This is a genomic window from Pelomonas sp. Root405, from assembly GCF_001425165.1.
GTDB lineage: Bacteria > Pseudomonadota > Gammaproteobacteria > Burkholderiales > Burkholderiaceae_C > Pelomonas.
In genome coordinates this window covers 392,003-408,846 of sequence record NZ_LMDU01000014.1, presented here as the reverse complement: position 1 = coordinate 408,846, position 16,844 = coordinate 392,003, and the positions used below count along the sequence as shown (strand labels likewise).

Sequence of the window (16,844 nt, the reverse complement as noted above, 5' to 3'; positions counted from 1 at the left end):
CGCCCATGAGAAACCTTGCCCTGATGCTGGCGCTGGCCGGCCTGTTGTCCACCGCCACTGCAGCGCCCGCCAAGAAGAAGCCAGCTGCGCCGAAGAAGACCGCCCAGCAGATCCTCGCCGCCTCGCCCGCCAGCGACTGGCGCGGGCTGGACGCGGAGAACACGCTGCTGATGGAACTGGGCACGGGCCAGGTCATCATCGAGCTGGCCCCGCGTTTTGCGCCCGCCCACGCCGCCAACATCCGCGCGCTGGCCCGCGGCGGCTACTGGGACGGCCTGGCCGTCCTGCGCGTGCAGGACAACTTCGTCACCCAATGGGGCGACCCCAACGGCGAGGACGCAACCAAGGCCAAGCCCCTGCCGACCGGCGCCAACGCCAAGCTGCCCGCCGAGTTCTCGGCGCCGCTGGACCGCGTCGGCAAGGCCGCCGGTTTTGCCGCCCTGCCCGACGCTGACGGTTGGGCGCCTCGCACCGGCTTCATGCAAGGTTTCCCGGTGGCTGCCGATCCCAAGGCCAGCAAGGCCTGGCTGGCGCATTGCTACGGCATGGTCGGCGCCGGCCGTGGCGACGCGGTCGATTCGAGCAACGGCGCCGAGCTCTATGTCGTCATCGGCCAGGCGCCCCGCGGGCTGGACCTGAACATCACGCTCGTGGGCCGCGTGCTCAAGGGCATGGAGTTGCTGTCCGCCCTGCCCCGCGGCACGGCGGCCATGGGCTTCTACGACAAGCCCGAGCAGCGCACCGGCATCCAACGCGTGCGCCTGCTGGCCGAGGTGCCTGCCGCCGAACGGCCCGCGCTGCAGGTGCTGAAGACGGAGTCGAGCACCTGGACGCAGTTGCTGGACGCGCGCCGCTACCGCAGCGGCTGGTTCGTGCACAGCCCGGGCTATATCGACGTCTGCAGCGCAACCGTTCCCACGCGGCCCATCCCTCAGCCGCCCAAGTAAAGCGCCGCTCGGTAGGTGATGAACGACGCCAGGTAGGCCAGCCCGAACAGATAGCCCGCCACGATCAGCGGCATCTTGTAGCCACCGGTCTCGCGCTTGATGGCGGCCAGCGTGGCCAGGCATTGCGGCGCGAACACGTACCAAGCCAGCAGCGACAGTGCCGTCGCCAGGCTCCAGGTCTGGGCGATCAGCGGCATCAGTGCCACGGCCGTGTCGTCGCCCGTGGCCGACAGCGCATAGACCGTGCCCAGCGCACTGACGGCGACCTCGCGCGCGGCAAGACCCGGCACCAAGGCCAGGCTGATCTGCCAGTTGAAGCCGATGGGCTCGAAGATCGTCGCCAGCCCAGCACCCAGGTAGCCGGCAATGCTGTACTGGATGGGCGCGCCGGTCGCGCCTTCCGGCGGACCGGGGAAGCTGGACAGCAGCCACAGCGCCAGCGTCAGCACGAGGATGATGCCGCCCACCCGCTGGATGAAGATGACCGCGCGCTGCCACAGGCCGATGGCGATGGAGCGCGGATGCGGCCAGTGGTAGCTGGGCAGTTCCATCATCAACGGGCGCACCAGCCGGCCGCTGCTGGTGAAGCGCTTGAGCACCCAGGCCACGGCCATCGCACCGACGATGCCCGCCAGGTACAGGCCGAACAGCACCAACCCTTGCAGCTCGAAGCCGCCGACGTCGCGGTTGGGGATGAAGGCGCCGATCAGCAGCGCATAGACCGGCAGGCGCGCCGAGCAGGTCATCAGCGGCGCGATCAGGATGGTGACGAGCCGGTCGCGCGGGTTGGCGATGGAGCGCGTGGCCATGATGCCGGGAATCGCGCAGGCAAAGCTCGACAGCAGCGGGATGAAGCTGCGCCCCGACAGGCCGACGCTGCCCATCAGCCGGTCCAGCAGCAGCGCCGCCCGCGGCAGATAGCCCGACTCCTCCAGCACGAGGATGAAGAAGAACAGGATCAGGATCTGCGGCAGGAAGACCAGCACGCCGCCGGCGCCGGCGATGACGCCGTCGACGATGAGGCTGCGGAACCAGCCTTCGGGAATGAAGCGACCGACCTGCTCGCCCAGCCAGGCCATGCCGCCCTCGATCAGCCCCATCGGCGCCTCCGCCCACGAGAACACGGCCTGGAAGAGCAGGAACAGCAGCACGGCCAGGATGATCGACCCGACTACCGGGTGCAGCAGCAGGCGGTCGACGCGGTCGCCGGGCAGCGTGGGCAGCTCTTCATCCAGGTCCAGCATGCGCAGCAGCGTCTTGACGGTGACATGGTCGTCGACCTGCTGCTCGGCTGCTGTGGCGACAGACGCGACTTCCCAGACCTCGGGCCGGTCCAGCACGGCGCGCAGCTCGTCCAGACCTTCCTTGTGAATGGCCACGGTGCGCACGACCGGCAGGCCAAGTTGGGCGCTCAGCGCGGCGGGGTCAATCTTGAGACCGCGCCGCGCCGCGAGATCGGCCATGTTGAGTGCGACGACGACGGGCAGCCCCATGCGGCGCACGGCCAGCAGCAGGCGCAGGTTGCGGCGCAGGTTGGTCGCGTCGAGCACGCAGACGATGAGGTCGGGGCGCTTTTCGCCCTTGGCTCGGCCGGCCAGCACGTCGCAGGTGACGCGCTCGTCGGGCGAGCGCGGGTGCAGGCTGTAGGTGCCCGGCAGGTCAAGCAGGCGCAGCGCCTTGCCGGCGGCAGTGACAAGGCGGCCTTCCTTGCGCTCGACGGTCACGCCGGCGTAGTTGGCGACCTTCTGGTGGCTGCCGGTCAGCCCGTTGAAGAGGGCGGTCTTGCCGCAGTTGGGGTTGCCGACCAGGGCGACGAGCTTGCCGCCGCGGTGCACATGGACGACGGCCTCAACCATGGCGCGGCGTCACGGCGATGCATTCCGCCTCGGCATGACGCAGCGCGAAGGTCGACTGACCGACGCGCACGACCAGATTGCCGGTCTGTTCGGCGCCGCGCCGCAGCACGCGGACGGCTTCGCCGGGCAGGAAACCGAGGTCGGCCAGCCAGCCTGCCCATTCCGGCGAGTGCGCAGGCGCGCTGACCTGGCTGACGGTCAACGCCTGCCCGGCGGGGGCGGCGGCGAGGCTGGACAGCAGCGGCTCGGACATGGGATTGGGCTCGACGGCGCGTCGCTTTGATGAGAATGATTCTCATTGTACGCACTGGCGCCGTGGGAACGGCGCTTGCCCGTCAGCGCGGATTGAGGCGATCCAGCAGCTGGTCGCAGGCTTTCAAGGCCTTGGCGAAATCGAGCCGCGCGACCGCGGCCGACAGCAGGGCCAGGTCTGCACCCAGCGCGTCGGCGTGGGTGCCGGTCAGCTCTTCACAGATGGCCACCGAGCGCATGTTGCGTTCCACCAGCAGCAGGCGCAGCCGGCGCAGCGATTCCAGCGGGTCGACCGCTTCTGCCTTGGGGGCCACAGGCGCGGCAGGCGGCAGAACGCCGGCCAGCGCGGTGAGGCTGTCGTCGAGCAGGCCCTGCAGTGCCGTCATGTCGACCGCAGCAATGTCGGCCCCCTCTCGAAGGTGCTGCTCCTGCTGGCCAGCCAGCGCGGCCAATGCGGTCGCGCCGACAGCGCCGGCCAAGCCGCGCAGCGTGTGCAGCACGCGCACCGCATCCGTGGCGCTTGACGCTTGCAAGTGCCGCTTCAGTGCCTCGATCTCGACTGGCGCGTCCTGGGCAAAGGACTTCACCAGCCGCTCGTACAACGCCTGGCGTCCGCCGAGGCGTTGCAGCGCCGCCTCATGATCCAGCCCTGGCGGCTGAGGCCGAGGTGGGGCTGCGGGCGCGGGCGGCTGCGCGGCCAGCGGCCCGACATAGCGCCGCAGGCAGGCCACCAGCTGTTCCAGGTCCACGGGCTTGGCGACGTGGTCGCGCATGCCCGCCGCCAGGCAGGCCTGACGGTCGGCGTCCATCGCATTGGCCGTCATCGCGATGATCAGGCTGCGCGGCCGCCGCGCCACGATGCGTTGCGTGGACTCGAAGCCGTCGATGTCGGGCATTTGCAGGTCCATCAGCACGGCGTCGAAGGGCGGCTCGGTGACCAGCGCGAGATGGGCGCCCTCCACCCCCCCGCCGGCCAGCGTGACAACGGCGCCCTCGCCTTCCAGCAGCTCCTGTGCCACCTGCTGGTTGAAACCGTTGTCTTCGACAACGAGCAAACGCATGCCGGCCAGGCGCGGTTCTGCCGGTTCCGCACGCAGTGCAGTGGGCTGGCCCCGCGTGGCCTCGGCCACGGCGTCGTGCAGCATCGACGCCGTCACCGGCTTGACCAGATAGCCGCCCAGGCTCTGGATGTCGTGCTCGCTGCGCTCGGCCAGCAGCTCGCGGCCATGGGCCGTGACCATGATGATGACGGGCGCATCCGACTCGTGGCTGGCGCGGATGCGGCGCGACGTCTCCCAGCCGTCCAGTCCCGGCATGCGCCAGTCCATGAGGATCAGGTCGTAGTGCGGCTCGCCTTGCTCGGCGGCTTCGTGCACCAGGGCCAGCGCCTGCTCGCCGCTGGCCGCCATGTCGCAATCCCAGCCCAGGCTGGTGCCGATGCCCTGCAGCACCTCACGCGCCATCGGGTTGTCATCGACGATGAGGACCTTGAGCCCGCGCTGGGCCGTGTCGGGCTCGCCGGTCGGTTCTTCTGCGGCTTCCATCTGCAGCTCGAAATGAAAGCGGCTGCCCTCGCCGACGCGGCTGTCCACGCGCAGTTCGCCGCCCATCAATGCCACCAACCGGCGGCTGATGGCCAGGCCCAGGCCGGTGCCGCCATAGCGCCGCGACGTCGACTGCTCGGCCTGGCTGAAGCCGACGAAGATGTGCTGCAGCTTGTCGGCCGGGATGCCGATACCGGTGTCGCTGACTTCGAAGCGCAACCTCACGCGCTCACCCTCCGCAGCCAGCAATGCCAGGCCGATGACGACCTCGCCGCGCTCGGTGAACTTCAGTGCGTTGCCGGCTAGGTTGAGCAGCACCTGCCGCAGCCGCGTCGAATCGCCCATCAGCGCGCCGGGCAGGCGCGGGTCCAGGCGGAACAGCACCTCGACATCCTTGGTGCCGATGTTGGCCGACAGGATGACGGCCAGCTCGCGCATGAAGTCACTGAGGTCGAAGCGGTGCGGGTCCAGGTCCATCTTGCCGGCCTCGACCTTGGAGAAGTCCAGCACGTCGTTGATGACCGCCAGCAGCGCCTGCGCCGCCGTGCGAGCCTTGCTCGCGTAGTCGAGCTGGCGCGGCGAAAGCTCGGTGCGCAGCAGCAGGTTGAGCATGCCGAGTGCGCCGCTCATCGGCGTGCGGATCTCGTGGCTCATGTTGGCCAGGAAATCGCTCTTGGCCTGGCTGGCGGACTCGGCCGCCACTCGCGCGCGCACCAGCTCCACCTCGGCGCGATGCCGCTCGGTCACGTCGACCAGCATCTGCACCATATTGACGAGCCGGCCACGCCGGTCGCGGATGGCGCTGGCACTGCCGTCGACAAACAACTCGCCGCCGCCCGGCAGGGCAAAGCCGCGTTCAAAGCGGACATGCTCGACCCTCGCGCCGGCCAGGCGGGCCAGCTCGCCACCCAGAGCACGACCGGGCCGGAAGTCCGGCAGGTCGGCCAGCTTGGCGCCGCGCAGCTCGCCGGCCTCGCGGCAGAGCATGGCGGTCAGCGCCCGGTTGACGTCGAGCACGACGCCCTGCGCATCGCAAAGCGCGATGCCCACCTGCGCACGCTCGAACACGCCGCGGAAGCGCTGCTCGCTGTCGTTGAGCGCGCGCGTGCGCTGCTCGACGCGGGCCTCCAGCAACTGCCGTTCGACGACGAGCTGGTCGGTCATGCGGTTGAAACCCCGGGCCAGCTCACGGAACTCGGCAAAGCCGCAGACCGGCGCACGCTCGTCGAGCTTGCCGCCGGCAATGCGCGCCACCGCGCCACCCAGCATCTCGACGGGCTCGACGATGCGCCGCCCGAGCAGCAGGCCCAGGCCCAGGGCCAGCAGCAGCGCCAGCCCGAGCGCCAGCGCCAGGCGGTCGCGCAGCGCTCGGGCCGGCGCGAACGCCTCGGCCGCATCGATGTTGACCGAGATGCCCCAATCCAGCGCCGGCAGGTGGCGCCATGAAGCGACGACATCGACGCCGGCATAGTCGCGCGACGGGCCGCTGCCGCTTTCGCCGCGCAGGCCGCGCAGGGCCGGTGGCACCACGGGCGCGGACAGGTCCAGCGCGCCGCTCAGCGTCTGGCTGGGCGCCCGCTTGAGGTCGTTGATGAAGACCGCGCGGTCGCCCTCGCGCCGAACCAGCACGGTCTCGCCGGTCAGCGCCAGGCCCGAGCGTTCGGTGGCCACGCGCAGCAGCCGGTCCAGGTCCAGCTGCAGCACGACGCTGCCGAGCACACGGTCGCCGTCGACCACGGGATGGGCCAGGAACAGCGTCACCGGACCTTCCCCGCGCAGGCGCTGCGCTGGCGACAGCTGCGGTTGCAGTTGGCCGACGGCGCGGCGGTGCGCGGCGAGCAGCTCGCTGCCCTCGAAGTCGCCGCCGTCCAGCCGGGCCAGTTCGGGTGTCGAGCCGGCCGGAGGCTTCATCGCGAAGCTGATGCGGCCGTCGGGCTGCACCAGCATCAGGTTGAGGTATTTGCCGGTGTCGTAGACCCGCTCGAAGAAGGCAAGGCTGCCGGCCGGGGCCCGGGTGCTGACCGCATCGCCGCCCTGCACCAGCAGGTCGCGCGTGTTGATGGACTGGCCGACCAGGCGGCCGTCGACCTCGACCTCGTTGAGGTACTCATTGATCTCGTGCACCTTCTTGCGCGAGATGGCGACGAGGCCCTCGGTCACCGTCTCGTGCAGGCTGCGCTCGAAGCTGCCGAGCTGCCACAGGCCCACCAGCCCCAGCGGCAGCATGGACAGCAGGATCAGGCCCATCAGCAGCGCCGGGCCCACGCGCCAGGCGCGTCGCGACGACTCGGCGGCCGGACTGGCGGGGGTCACGGCGCAGCCCTCATGGTCCTCATCGTCATCAAGGCCTCGCATCGGCGCGCGCCAGCGCGGCTTGCCAATGCGCCTGCGACCGGAACGCCGGCCAGGGCTCGGGCCGGATATAGCCCGGCTGCAAGAAGACCTCACTGAGCTGCCCCCCGGGCCGGACCTGGGCGATGCGCAGCTGGCGCCACAGGTGGCGTGTGCGGCTGTCCACCGAGGCGAAGCCCTGCGGCGCCGAGACGGTCTGCTGCAGCACATTGGCGTTGACCGCCTCGGTCTGCGCGCTGCCCACCTCGCGTACCGCTGCCGCCCAGAGCTGCACGCTCACATAGGCCGACACGGCCGGGTCGCTGGCCTGGGCGGCATCGCCCTGGCTGCGCCGCAGCCGCGCCAGAAAGTCCTGGTTGGCGGGCCCGGGCTGGCTCTGCAGATAGCCCCAGGCCGTGAAGTGCCGGTCCAGCCGCCCGCCGCCGAAGGCCTGCATCTCGGGCTCGGCGGCGCGGAAGGACAGCAGCGGCAGGTCGGTCAGCGCCGCCGCCACCAGCGCGTCGAAGAAGGCGCCGTTGCTCAGGCCGCTGACCGTGCTGAGCACGACATCGGGCTGCAGCTTCTGCAGGTCGTCGATGACAGCGGCCATGTCCGTGCCGGCCTGCGGCACGAAGCGCTCGCCGAGCAGCTGGCCGCCGCCCAGCACGATGAAGTCGCGCAACACGGCGTGCACGCGGCGCCGGTAGAGGCCATCGGTGCCGACCAGGTACACGCGCCGGCCAAAGCCCTGCAGCGCCCAGGCAGCCGCGGGCAGCGCCTGCTGGTTGGGCGTCGGGCCGGTGTAGATGATGTGGCGCGATTGCTCCATGCCTTCATGCGCCAGCGGGTAGAACAGCAGGTGCCGGTGCGTCTCGACGACGGGCTTGACGGCCAGGCGGCAGGCCGACGACCAGCAGCCGAACAAGGCCACCGCGCGATCCGTCGAGATGAGGCGCTCCGCGGCGGCCGCAGCGACGCGCGGGTCGCCGCGCGTGTCCTCGATCTTCAGCTCGACGCGGCGGCCGAGCAGGCCACCGCCGGCGTTGATCTCGTCGACGGCCAGCTTGACGACGGCGACCAGCGGCGCCTCGGTCTTCGCCATCGGCCCGCTGAGCGCCTGCAGCAGCCCGATGACGATAGGGCCGCGGGCGGCGTCGGCCGAGGGCCGTTTCACCAGAAAGACCACCAGCCCCACGGCCAGCGCCAGCAGCACCCCGCCCAGCAGCGCCAGTCGGGCGCGCAACGGCACCGGCATCAGCCCACCGCGCGCCGCGCCTCGGGCGAAATGAGTGGCAAGGTCAGCCTGACGGTCGTGCCCAGACCCGGCGTGGACTCGACCTGGATCTGGCCGCCCAGTGCAAACGTGACCAGGTTGCGCACGATGTAGAGCCCCGGCTCGCTGCGGTTGCTGCCGAAGCGCGTCGAGAAGAACGGGTCGAACACGCGGCCCAGCATGCCGGGCGGAATGCCCACGCCGTGGTCCTGCACGGTGACGACGAGCTGGTCAGCGCCCAGCGAGCGCACACGCAGGCGGACCTCGCCGCCGGCTTCGCGGTAGGCGTGCTTGATGGCGTTCTGGATCAGCGTCGTCAGCACCTTGGCCAGCGCGCCGCGGAAGCTCAGCAGATGCAGGTCGTCGACGACGTCGAGCTCGCAGCTGACCTTGTGGGTGTCCAGGGCCGACGCAAGGCTGGCAACGACCTCATGCACCAGCTCAAGCAACGAGAAGCTGCGGCGCTGGTCGCCAAAGTTGTCGGCCGTGGATTGCAGGAAGGAGTCGACGATGGACAGCGTGCGCTGCAGGTTGGACAGCACCAGGCCGACGCTTTCCTCGCTGACGCGCAGGTGCTTGTCCAGGTCGCTACGCTTGATGGTGCTGGTGTTGGACAGGCCGCGCAGATGGGTCAGGTCGTCCTGCAGCGTGCAGGCCGAGATCAGCGCATTGCCCAGCGGCGAGCTGAGCTCCTGGGCGATGCCGGCGATGGTGCGCCCCACCGAAGCCAGCTTGTCCCGCTGGAAGAGCTCGATCTGCGAGCGCGCGAAGCTCTCGGACGCGAGCTTGAGCGCCAGCTGGGTGCGTACGCGGGCCTTCACGACGACGTCGACGAAGGGCTTGGGGATGTAGTCGACCGCGCCGTGGGCAAAACCCTGGGCCTCGTCGGCGGCGCTGCCCTGCACGGTGACGAAGATGACGGGGATGCCGCGGGTGCGCGGATCGGCCTTGAGCCGGTCGCAGACCTCGTAGCCGCTCATCTCGGGCATCAGCACGTCAAGCAGGATCAGGTCGGGCAGCTGCTGGGCGCAGTAGGCCAGCGCTTCGGCACCGCTGGTGGCCATGGACACTTCGCATTCATCCACCAGCAGCTGATAGAGCGCGTGGATGTTGCTCGGCTGGTCGTCGACGACAAGGATGAGGGGCATGGCGGGTCAGGATAACCGCTGGCCCAGGCGGCACGCCAGAGGTCGTCCCGGGGCTTTCCCCAGGGCGTAGGCGCGCATTCCGTCGCACATTCGCGCCATCGGCCCCACCCATAATCGGCCCGTTCCCAACGACCGCCCATGCACCAGCGCACGCTCACGCTCGGCCTTCTCTGGTTTGCCTCGGCGGCGCTGCTTGCGCTGCTGGCCCTGCTCTGGAGCCTGCGCAGCACAGGCGGCGCGGCCGTCGACGCGGCGCTGGTCATCAACGCCCTGCTGTTGCCGCTGCCGCTGCTGTGCGTCTTCATGCTGCGCCGGCATGCCGACAACAGCCGGACGCTGATCGCCAGCACCCAGGCCGCCACCGAGGCCAAGACCCGCTTCCTCGCCCAGCTCAGCCACGAGATCCGCACGCCGATGAACACCGTCATGGGCATGACGCAGTTGGCACTGCAGACCCCGCTGACGGCCGAGCAGCGCGACCTGCTCACCAAGGCCGATGCGGCCTCGCGCATGTTGCTCGGCCTCGTCAACGACGTGCTGGACGTGTCCAAGATCGAGGCCGGCCACATGGAGATCGAATCGCTGCCGTTGCGGCTGGAGGATGTGGTCGGCCAGGCCATCGAGCTGGTGCGGCCGGTACATGCCAACCCCGACGTCGCGCTGATCTGCGATTGGGCGGATGCCAGCCTGCTGGGCGCGCGCGGCCAGCTGCGCGGCGATGCGCTGCGGCTGCAGCAGGTGCTGGTCAACCTGCTGTCCAACGCGCTCAAGTTCACGCCGGCCGGCGAGGTCCTGCTGCGCCTGGCCGCAAACCCCGGCGACGCCGACGGCCGCGTACCGCTGAGCATCACCGTGCAGGACAGCGGCATCGGCATGAGTGCCGGCCAGCTCGAAGGCCTGTTCAGCGAGTTCCGGCAGGGCGACGCCTCGATCCCGCGGCGCTACGGCGGCACGGGCCTGGGCCTGGCGATCACGCGCCGCCTCGTCGAGCTGATGGGCGGCACGCTGGATGTGCAGAGCCAGCCGGGCCGCGGCAGCAGCTTCGAGATCCGCCTGGCCCTGCCGCTGGACCCGGCCGGCACGCCGCCACCGGCCCTGCAGCCGGTGCGCCTGCTGCTGGCCAAGGCACGAGCAGAAAGCCGCGAGGCCACGCTGGCCCTGCTGCGCCACCTCGGCCTCGGCCCCGGCCTGGGCGCCAGCATCGACGTCGCCGGCACCCTGGCCGCGCTGGCCGAGGCGCGCCAGGCCGGCAGGCCGTTCGACTGGCTGCTGCTGGACTGGCTGCTGCCCGGCCCGGGCGCCACCGCCGCCGAACTGCTGGCCCAGCTGCGCCGCGACTACCCGGCCCTGCGCATCGCCGTGCTCAGCCCGCCGGGCGTCGACGAAGGGCCGGCGCAGGCACGCGGCTTCGGCGCCCGTGCCCTCTGCCCCAAGCCGCTGCTGCCCCAGGAACTGCGACGCCTGCTCAGCAACGCACGCGCGGATCGCCCTGCCGGCGTCGATGCGCAGTCCCTGGCCGGCCTGCGCGTGCTGCTGGTCGAGGACCATCCCATCAACCAGGAAATCGCCCTGCGCCTGCTGAGCAGCCGCGGCGCGCAGGTCGACGTGGCCGGCAACGGCCAGGAAGGCCTGGACCGGCTGCAGGCGCGTGGCCCCGGTGCCTACGACCTGGTGCTGATGGACCTGCAGATGCCCGTACTCGACGGCCTCAGCGCCACGCGCCGCCTGCGCGCGCTGCCCGAGTTCGACACCCTCCCCGTGCTTGCCATGACGGCCCACGCGCTGGCGGAAGAGCGTGCCCAATGCATGGCCGCCGGCATGCAGGGCCACATCGCCAAGCCGCTGGACGTGGGCCGGCTGGTGCGTGAACTGCAGCGCTATCGCCCGCTGCCCGAGCCGCCCGAATCGCCTGTGTCGTCGCCCCAGCGCCTGACGCTGGACGTGCGGCTGGGCCTGGGCCGGTTCGACGGCCAGACGGCGCTCTACCGGCGCACGCTGCAGGGCTTTGCCGACCAATACGCGGCCGGGCTGGGCGGCTGGTCCGACTGGCTGGCCAACGGCGACTGGGCCGAATTGCGCCGTGCCGCCCACACCTTGCAGGGCCTGGCCGCAACGCTGGGCGCGCAGCCGCTGCATCAGCTCGCCCTCGCGCTCGAACGCAGCGCCAGCGCGGCCGACGCGGCCAGTGCCGGCACGCAGCTGGGCCGCGTCGAGGCCGGGCTGGCCTTGCTGCAGGCCGAGATCCAGGCGACCCTGGCCCGCCCCTGGGACGAGCCCGCGCGGCGCGTTGCCGGCCCCGGCGACCTGGACGAGCTGCACCAGCTGCTGGCGCAGAGCGACAGCCGCGCGCTGGACTGGTGGCAGGCCCATGGCGCGCACAGCGGCCTGAAGCCCGAGCTGCAGCAGCGCCTGGACCGCGCCCTGGCGGCGCTGGACTTCGACGCCGCAGCGCTCGCGCTGAAGAGCGGCGCATGAAGGGACCGGCCCTCGTCATCCTCGGCCCGGTTGGCACGCGCTGGCTGTTTGCCGTCATCGTCGTATCGGCCCTGATGGCCTGGGGCAGCGAGACGGCGCTCGGCGTCATCGAGCCCAGTGACCGCATTGCCTATCCACTGATCGCGGCCGCCTTCGCGACGCTGGCGGCGCTGGTCTGGCGCCAGCCGCAGCGGCTGCGCGTTTGGCAGCGCGCCGGTGTCACGCTGCTGGCCGTGTACTTCAGCCTGACCATGCTGGTGTTCACGCTGGGGCCAGGCCCTGGCCCCAGCCTCTACACGCTGGGCAGCTTCGCGCCCTGGGCGATGGGCGGCAACCTGCTGCTGTTCACCACCTGGCGAGCGCGCGAGGCCCTGTGGATTTCGCTGGGCCTGCTTGCTGTCATGCTGGCGCCGCCGACGCTGCTGCGCTTTCACGGCACGCCGCCCGCCTGGCTCATCGAAGGCTGGCCGCTGATCGCGAACCTGGCGCTGTGCCAGGCCATGTTCTGTATTGCGCTGTGGGGCCTGTCGCGCCAGCTCGGCCGCCTGACGCAGCTGGCACCCGCCACGGGCAGCTCCGCGACCGCCGACGACCTCATCAAGGCGCGCGTGGCCGAGCTGGAGCGCTCGCGTGCGGCGGCCGAGGCGGCGTCGCGCGCCAAGTCCGACTTCCTGGCCAACATCGGCCACGAGATCCGCACGCCGATGAACACCGTGCTGGGGCTGACGCGGCTGCTGCTGCAGGGGCGCCTGGAGGCCGCCCAGCGCGGCCGGCTTCAGGAAGTGGCCAAGGCTGGTGAATCCCTGGTTAGGCTGATTGACGGCCTGCTCGACTATGCCGACCTCGATGCCGGCCGCATGCAACTGGGCAGTGATCCCCTGCATCTGGAGCAGTTGCTGGCCAGCGCCTTCGACGCGGTGCGGCCCGCGGCCCAGGCCAAGCAGCTGGAGCTGATCTGCGATGTCGCCTCGCCCGAGCTGCTGGGCAGGGCCGGCGCACGGCGCGGCGACGCGGTGCGGCTGACGCAGCTCATCACCGAGCTGCTGGTCAACGCCGTCAAGTTCACGCCGGCCGGCCAGGTCAAGCTGAGCGCGACGCTGGACGCCGCCGGCGGCTGGGTGCTGCGAGTGCGTGACAGCGGACTGGGCATGCAGCCCGACCAGCTGGCGCGCCTGTTCACGCCCTTCGCCCAGGCCGAGGCCGGCGCGACGCGTCGCTTTGGCGGCACCGGCCTGGGCCTGGCCATCTGCCGTGCGCTGGCCGAGCGCATGAGCGGCACGCTGTCGGCGCGCAGCGCGCCGGGGCGCGGCAGCGAGTTCGAACTGGCGCTGCCGCCGTCGCCCTGCGCCGACTACGCGCTGCCGCCCGCGCCGCCGGCGCGGCGCGTGCTGCTCGTGCAGGCCGCGCACAGCGGCGGCCACGACAACTTGCTGGCCCTGCTGGACGCCCTCGCCCCCAACACCCGCGTCGACCTGTTGGCCCAGGGTCGGCAGGCACTGGCGCGGCTGGTGGCAGTGCCGGCCAGCCAGCCCTACGACCTCCTCGTCATCGACTGGGTGCTGCCCGACATGGAGGGCAGCGAGCTGCTGGCGCAGCTGGCGCAGAGCGGGCCGCCGCGCGCCCGCCGCACCGTGCTGTTGAGCGCCTTCGACACGCCAGTGCTGCGCGAGCGCGCGCAACGCCAGGGCGCGGAGGCGCTGGTGCCCAAACCGCTGCTGCCGCACTTGCTGCGCCGCCTGCTGGACCTGGACCGGCCACTGCCGGTCGACATGCCCCTGCCTCTGCCCGAGGTGCCGGACGCCACGGCGACGAGCGCCGACCCGGCCACGCTGATCAGTGAGCTCGACACGCTGCTGGGCGATGCCGACAGCAACGCGCTGACGCTGTGGGAGCAACATGAGTCCGCCTTCATCGATGCCCTGCCCGCCCGCCAGGCCAAGGCCTTGGCAGGCGCCATGCAGCGCTTCGACTTCGACGAGGCCCAGGCCGCCTTGCGCGGCCCTGCCCAAGCCAGCGAGGATGCCCCAAAGCAATGACGATGATGCCGCCCGATATCGCTGCCGCCAGCCAGGCCACCCAGGCCACGGTGCTCGTCGTTGACGACACGCCCGCCAACCTGACGCTGCTGGCCCAGGTGCTCAAGCCCAACTACCGCGTGCAGCTGGCCGTCAGCGGCGCCAAGGCGCTGGAGATCTGCCGCCGCCAGGCACCCGACCTCATCGTGCTGGACGTGATGATGCCGGAGCTGGATGGCTACGAGGTGTGCCGCCAGCTGAAGGCCGACCCGGCCACGCGCCGTGTGCCGGTCATCTTCCTGACCGCGCTGACCCGGCCCGAGGACGAGAGCGCCGGCTTCGAGGCCGGTGGCGCCGACTTCATCCACAAGCCGTTCAACCCGGCCACCGTGCTGGCGCGGGTGCACACCCACCTGCAGCTCAAGTTGGCTGAGGACCAACTGCTGCGCCACAACGCGCAGTTGAGCGACGAGCTGGACGCGCGCCGCCGCGAGGTCGAGCGCCTGCGCGACACGACGCTGTTCGTCATGGTCGGCCTTGCCGAGTTCCGCGACGCCGACACCGGCAACCACATCCAGCGCACCCAGGAATACGTGCGCACGCTGGCGCGCTGGATCGCCGCCCAACCCGACGGCCCCGCCGACCTGACCGAGTACGCCATCGACGAACTCGCCAAGGCGGCGCCGCTGCACGACATCGGCAAGGTGGCCATCCCCGACGGCATCCTGCTCAAGCCGGGCAGGCTCTCGCCCGACGAATGGCGGGTCATGAAGACGCACGCCGAGCATGGCGCCGACCTGCTGCAGCGCGCCATCGACCGCCTCGGCGACGATGCCGGCCCGATGCTGACCTTCGGCAAGCAGATCGCCCGCCACCACCACGAGAAATGGGACGGCAGCGGCTACCCCGACGGCCTGGCCGGCGAGGCCATCCCGCTGTCAGCCCGGCTGATGGCGGTCGCCGATGTCTACGACGCGCTGATCAGCGTGCGCCCTTATAAGCAGGCCATGACGCACGACGAGGCGCTCGCATTCATCCGCAACGGCAGCGGCAGTCATTTCGACCCACGCGTCGTCGATGCGCTGAACGCCTGCCTGGACGAGGTGCGCGGCATCGCGTCCCAGTGGGCCGACTGAGCCCGCGGATAATCCGCGGCCTCATGCAGACCGGCCCCATCCTCAACATCTCCTGTTACCTCTTCGTCTCGCTGACCGACACGGCAGCGCTGCGTGACCGCCTTGAAGCGCGGGCGTTGGCCCTGGACCTCAAGGGCACGGTACTGGTCGCCGAGGAGGGCATCAACCTCTTCCTGGCTGGCCCGGCCGACGCCGTCAACGCCTGGGTGAACGAACTGCGCGCCGACGCCCGCTTCGCCACGCTGACGCCAAAGGAAAGCTGGAGCGACGTGCAGCCCTTCCAGCGCCTGAAGGTCAAAGTGAAGCCGGAGATCATCCGCATGAACCGGCCCACGGTGCGCCCCGACCGGGCGCCGCGCGCGCCCGCGTTGGCGCCGGCAACGCTGGTACGGTGGCTGGACCAGGGCCACGACGACGACGGCCGCGAGGTGGTGCTGCTGGACACGCGCAACGGCTTCGAGGTCGACCAGGGCGCCTTCGACAACGCCATTGACTGGCGGCTTGACAAGTTCAGTGACTTCCCGGAGGCGCTGGCCGCGCACCGCGACGAACTGGCTGGCAAGACGGTCGTCAGCTACTGCACCGGCGGCATCCGATGCGAGAAGGCGGCCATGGTGCTGGCCGATCAGGGCATTCCGGCCTGGCAGCTCGACGGCGGCATCCTGAAGTACTTTGAGGACACCGGCGGCAAGCATTACCACGGCAACTGCTTCGTCTTCGACGACCGCCGGGGCGTCAACGCCGACCTGAGCCCGCAGGAATGAAGCCCCTCGTCCAAGGTGTACCTTGGCCGGTCCCCCGAGGGGACGGCGATGCTTGCGGCAATGGGCCGCAAGCACATCGCCAGATGGGCCGGCTTGGGAGCGGCCCGGCGCTCGGCCCGAAATACCACTCATGATGCGATTTGGCGATTTCACCCTGAAGGCCCTCGGCGTTCTGCTGATGCTGGCTGCGCTCGGCTTTGCCGTCAGCAAGGCGCCCGACCGCTCGCTGGACAGCCTGGTGGCGCGCTGGGCGCCGCCGCCGTCGGACTTCGTCGAGCTGGACGGCCAGCTCGTGCACTTCCGCGACCAAGGGCCGAGCAGCGATCCGCTGCCCCTCGTGCTCATCCACGGCACCGGCGCCAGCCTGCACACCTGGGAGGGCTGGGTGGCCGAGCTGGCACAAACCCGCCGCGTCATCAGCTTCGACCTGCCCGGCTTCGGCCTGACCGGCCCGAACGCCGACCACGACTACAGCAACGCCCGCTACATCGCCTTCGTGCGCAACCTGCTGTCGCGCCTCGGCGTGGGCCGCGCCATCGTCGGCGGCAACTCGCTGGGCGGCGAGATCGCCTGGCAGCTGGCGCTGGCCGACCCGGCGCTCGTCGCCGGCCTGGTGCTGGTCGATGCGGCCGGCTTCGACTTCACACCCGAGTCGTTGCCGCTGGGCTTTCGCATTGCGCGCATTCCGGTGGTTCGCGAGCCCATGCGCTGGCTGCTGCCGCGCCGCGCCATCGAGGCCAGCGTGCTCGATGTCTATGGCGACCCCGGCCGCGTCACTGCCGCACTGGTGGACCGTTATTACGAGCTGACGCTCCGCGAGGGCAACCGGGTCGCGCTGATGCGGCGCATGGACCAACTCGGCGCCGGCCCCGTCGAACGCCTGGGTGACATCAAGGTGCCCACGCTCATCCTCTGGGGCGAACGCGACCGGCTGATCCCGCCGCAATGGGGCCGCGAGTTCAAGAAGGGCATCCCGAACAGTCATTTGGTGGTTTTCCCGAAGCTGGGCCATGTGCCGCAGGAGGAAGACCCGGCTGCTACCCTTGCGGCCTTGCGTGACTGGCTATCCACCGTCACCCGCTGATTGACGTCCCACCTATGAG

11 protein-coding genes are annotated in these 16,844 nt (G+C 70.7%); 6 read left to right on the top strand and 5 right to left on the bottom strand.

The window, feature by feature from the left end; translation table 11 throughout:
- Nucleotides 1-5 precede the first annotated feature (5 nt).
- The gene (locus ASC81_RS19795; RefSeq protein WP_056270885.1) at nt 6-947 is read left to right on the top strand and encodes a peptidylprolyl isomerase; all 942 of its coding nucleotides are present in this window, start codon (nt 6-8) and stop codon (nt 945-947) included.
- Here ASC81_RS19795 and ASC81_RS19790 read toward each other — a convergent pair.
- The 5 genes from ASC81_RS19790 to ASC81_RS19770 all read right to left on the bottom strand — a co-directional run bounded on the left by ASC81_RS19790 (nt 932) and on the right by ASC81_RS19770 (nt 9,351).
- Complete coding sequence (locus ASC81_RS19790) at nt 932-2,803, bottom strand: ferrous iron transporter B (protein ID WP_056270881.1); 1,872 nt, start codon at nt 2,801-2,803, stop codon at nt 932-934. The genes ASC81_RS19795 and ASC81_RS19790 overlap by 16 nt on opposite strands.
- A complete protein-coding gene (locus ASC81_RS19785; RefSeq protein ID WP_082536666.1) occupies nt 2,796-3,056 on the bottom strand; it encodes a FeoA family protein in 261 nt (86 codons plus the stop codon). Before ASC81_RS19785 ends, ASC81_RS19790 begins: the two co-directional genes overlap by 8 nt.
- Before the next feature lie 82 nt (nt 3,057-3,138).
- On the bottom strand, nt 3,139-6,912 hold the full coding sequence (locus ASC81_RS19780; protein ID WP_162245933.1) for a response regulator: 3,774 nt from the start codon (nt 6,910-6,912) through the stop codon (nt 3,139-3,141).
- 28 nt (nt 6,913-6,940) lie between these two features.
- Nucleotides 6,941-8,185 (bottom strand): urea ABC transporter substrate-binding protein, encoded by a 1,245-nt coding sequence (locus ASC81_RS19775; RefSeq protein WP_056270875.1) that lies wholly within the window; start codon nt 8,183-8,185, stop codon nt 6,941-6,943.
- The gene (locus ASC81_RS19770) at nt 8,185-9,351 is read right to left on the bottom strand and encodes a hybrid sensor histidine kinase/response regulator (RefSeq protein ID WP_056270873.1); all 1,167 of its coding nucleotides are present in this window, start codon (nt 9,349-9,351) and stop codon (nt 8,185-8,187) included. Before ASC81_RS19770 ends, ASC81_RS19775 begins: the two co-directional genes overlap by 1 nt.
- 138 nt (nt 9,352-9,489) lie before the next feature.
- On the opposite strand from ASC81_RS19770, the gene ASC81_RS19765 reads away from it, so the two are divergent.
- From ASC81_RS19765 to ASC81_RS19745, 5 genes are all read left to right on the top strand, one after another.
- Nucleotides 9,490-11,826 carry a response regulator gene (locus ASC81_RS19765; protein ID WP_056270870.1) on the top strand — a complete coding sequence of 779 codons (2,337 nt, stop codon included), beginning with the start codon at nt 9,490-9,492 and terminating at the stop codon, nt 11,824-11,826.
- On the top strand, nt 11,823-13,862 hold the full coding sequence (locus ASC81_RS19760) for an ATP-binding protein (RefSeq protein ID WP_056270868.1): 2,040 nt from the start codon (nt 11,823-11,825) through the stop codon (nt 13,860-13,862). Before ASC81_RS19765 ends, ASC81_RS19760 begins: the two co-directional genes overlap by 4 nt.
- Complete coding sequence (locus tag ASC81_RS19755; protein WP_082536665.1) at nt 13,859-14,977, top strand: HD-GYP domain-containing protein; 1,119 nt, start codon at nt 13,859-13,861, stop codon at nt 14,975-14,977. Before ASC81_RS19760 ends, ASC81_RS19755 begins: the two co-directional genes overlap by 4 nt.
- Nucleotides 14,978-15,000: 23 nt before the next feature.
- Nucleotides 15,001-15,741, top strand: a complete 741-nt coding sequence (locus ASC81_RS19750; protein WP_056270866.1) for a sulfurtransferase — start codon at nt 15,001-15,003, stop codon at nt 15,739-15,741.
- Between the two features lie 133 nt (nt 15,742-15,874).
- A complete protein-coding gene (locus tag ASC81_RS19745) occupies nt 15,875-16,825 on the top strand; it encodes an alpha/beta fold hydrolase (RefSeq protein ID WP_056271818.1) in 951 nt (316 codons plus the stop codon).
- Nucleotides 16,826-16,844 lie beyond the last annotated feature (19 nt).

Bases quoted from the DNA above. Each gene is read 5' to 3' on its own strand.
- ASC81_RS19795 (WP_056270885.1), top strand. From the start codon at position 6: ATGAGAAACCTTGCCCTGATGCTGGCGCTGGCCGGCCTGTTGTCCACC.
- ASC81_RS19790 (WP_056270881.1), bottom strand. From the start codon at position 2,803: ATGGTTGAGGCCGTCGTCCATGTGCACCGCGGCGGCAAGCTCGTCGCC.
- ASC81_RS19785 (WP_082536666.1), bottom strand. From the start codon at position 3,056: ATGTCCGAGCCGCTGCTGTCCAGCCTCGCCGCCGCCCCCGCCGGGCAG.
- ASC81_RS19775 (WP_056270875.1), bottom strand. From the start codon at position 8,185: ATGCCGGTGCCGTTGCGCGCCCGACTGGCGCTGCTGGGCGGGGTGCTG.
- ASC81_RS19770 (WP_056270873.1), bottom strand. From the start codon at position 9,351: ATGCCCCTCATCCTTGTCGTCGACGACCAGCCGAGCAACATCCACGCG.
- ASC81_RS19765 (WP_056270870.1), top strand. From the start codon at position 9,490: ATGCACCAGCGCACGCTCACGCTCGGCCTTCTCTGGTTTGCCTCGGCG.
- ASC81_RS19760 (WP_056270868.1), top strand. From the start codon at position 11,823: ATGAAGGGACCGGCCCTCGTCATCCTCGGCCCGGTTGGCACGCGCTGG.
- ASC81_RS19755 (WP_082536665.1), top strand. From the start codon at position 13,859: ATGACGATGATGCCGCCCGATATCGCTGCCGCCAGCCAGGCCACCCAG.
- ASC81_RS19750 (WP_056270866.1), top strand. From the start codon at position 15,001: ATGCAGACCGGCCCCATCCTCAACATCTCCTGTTACCTCTTCGTCTCG.
- ASC81_RS19745 (WP_056271818.1), top strand. From the start codon at position 15,875: ATGCGATTTGGCGATTTCACCCTGAAGGCCCTCGGCGTTCTGCTGATG.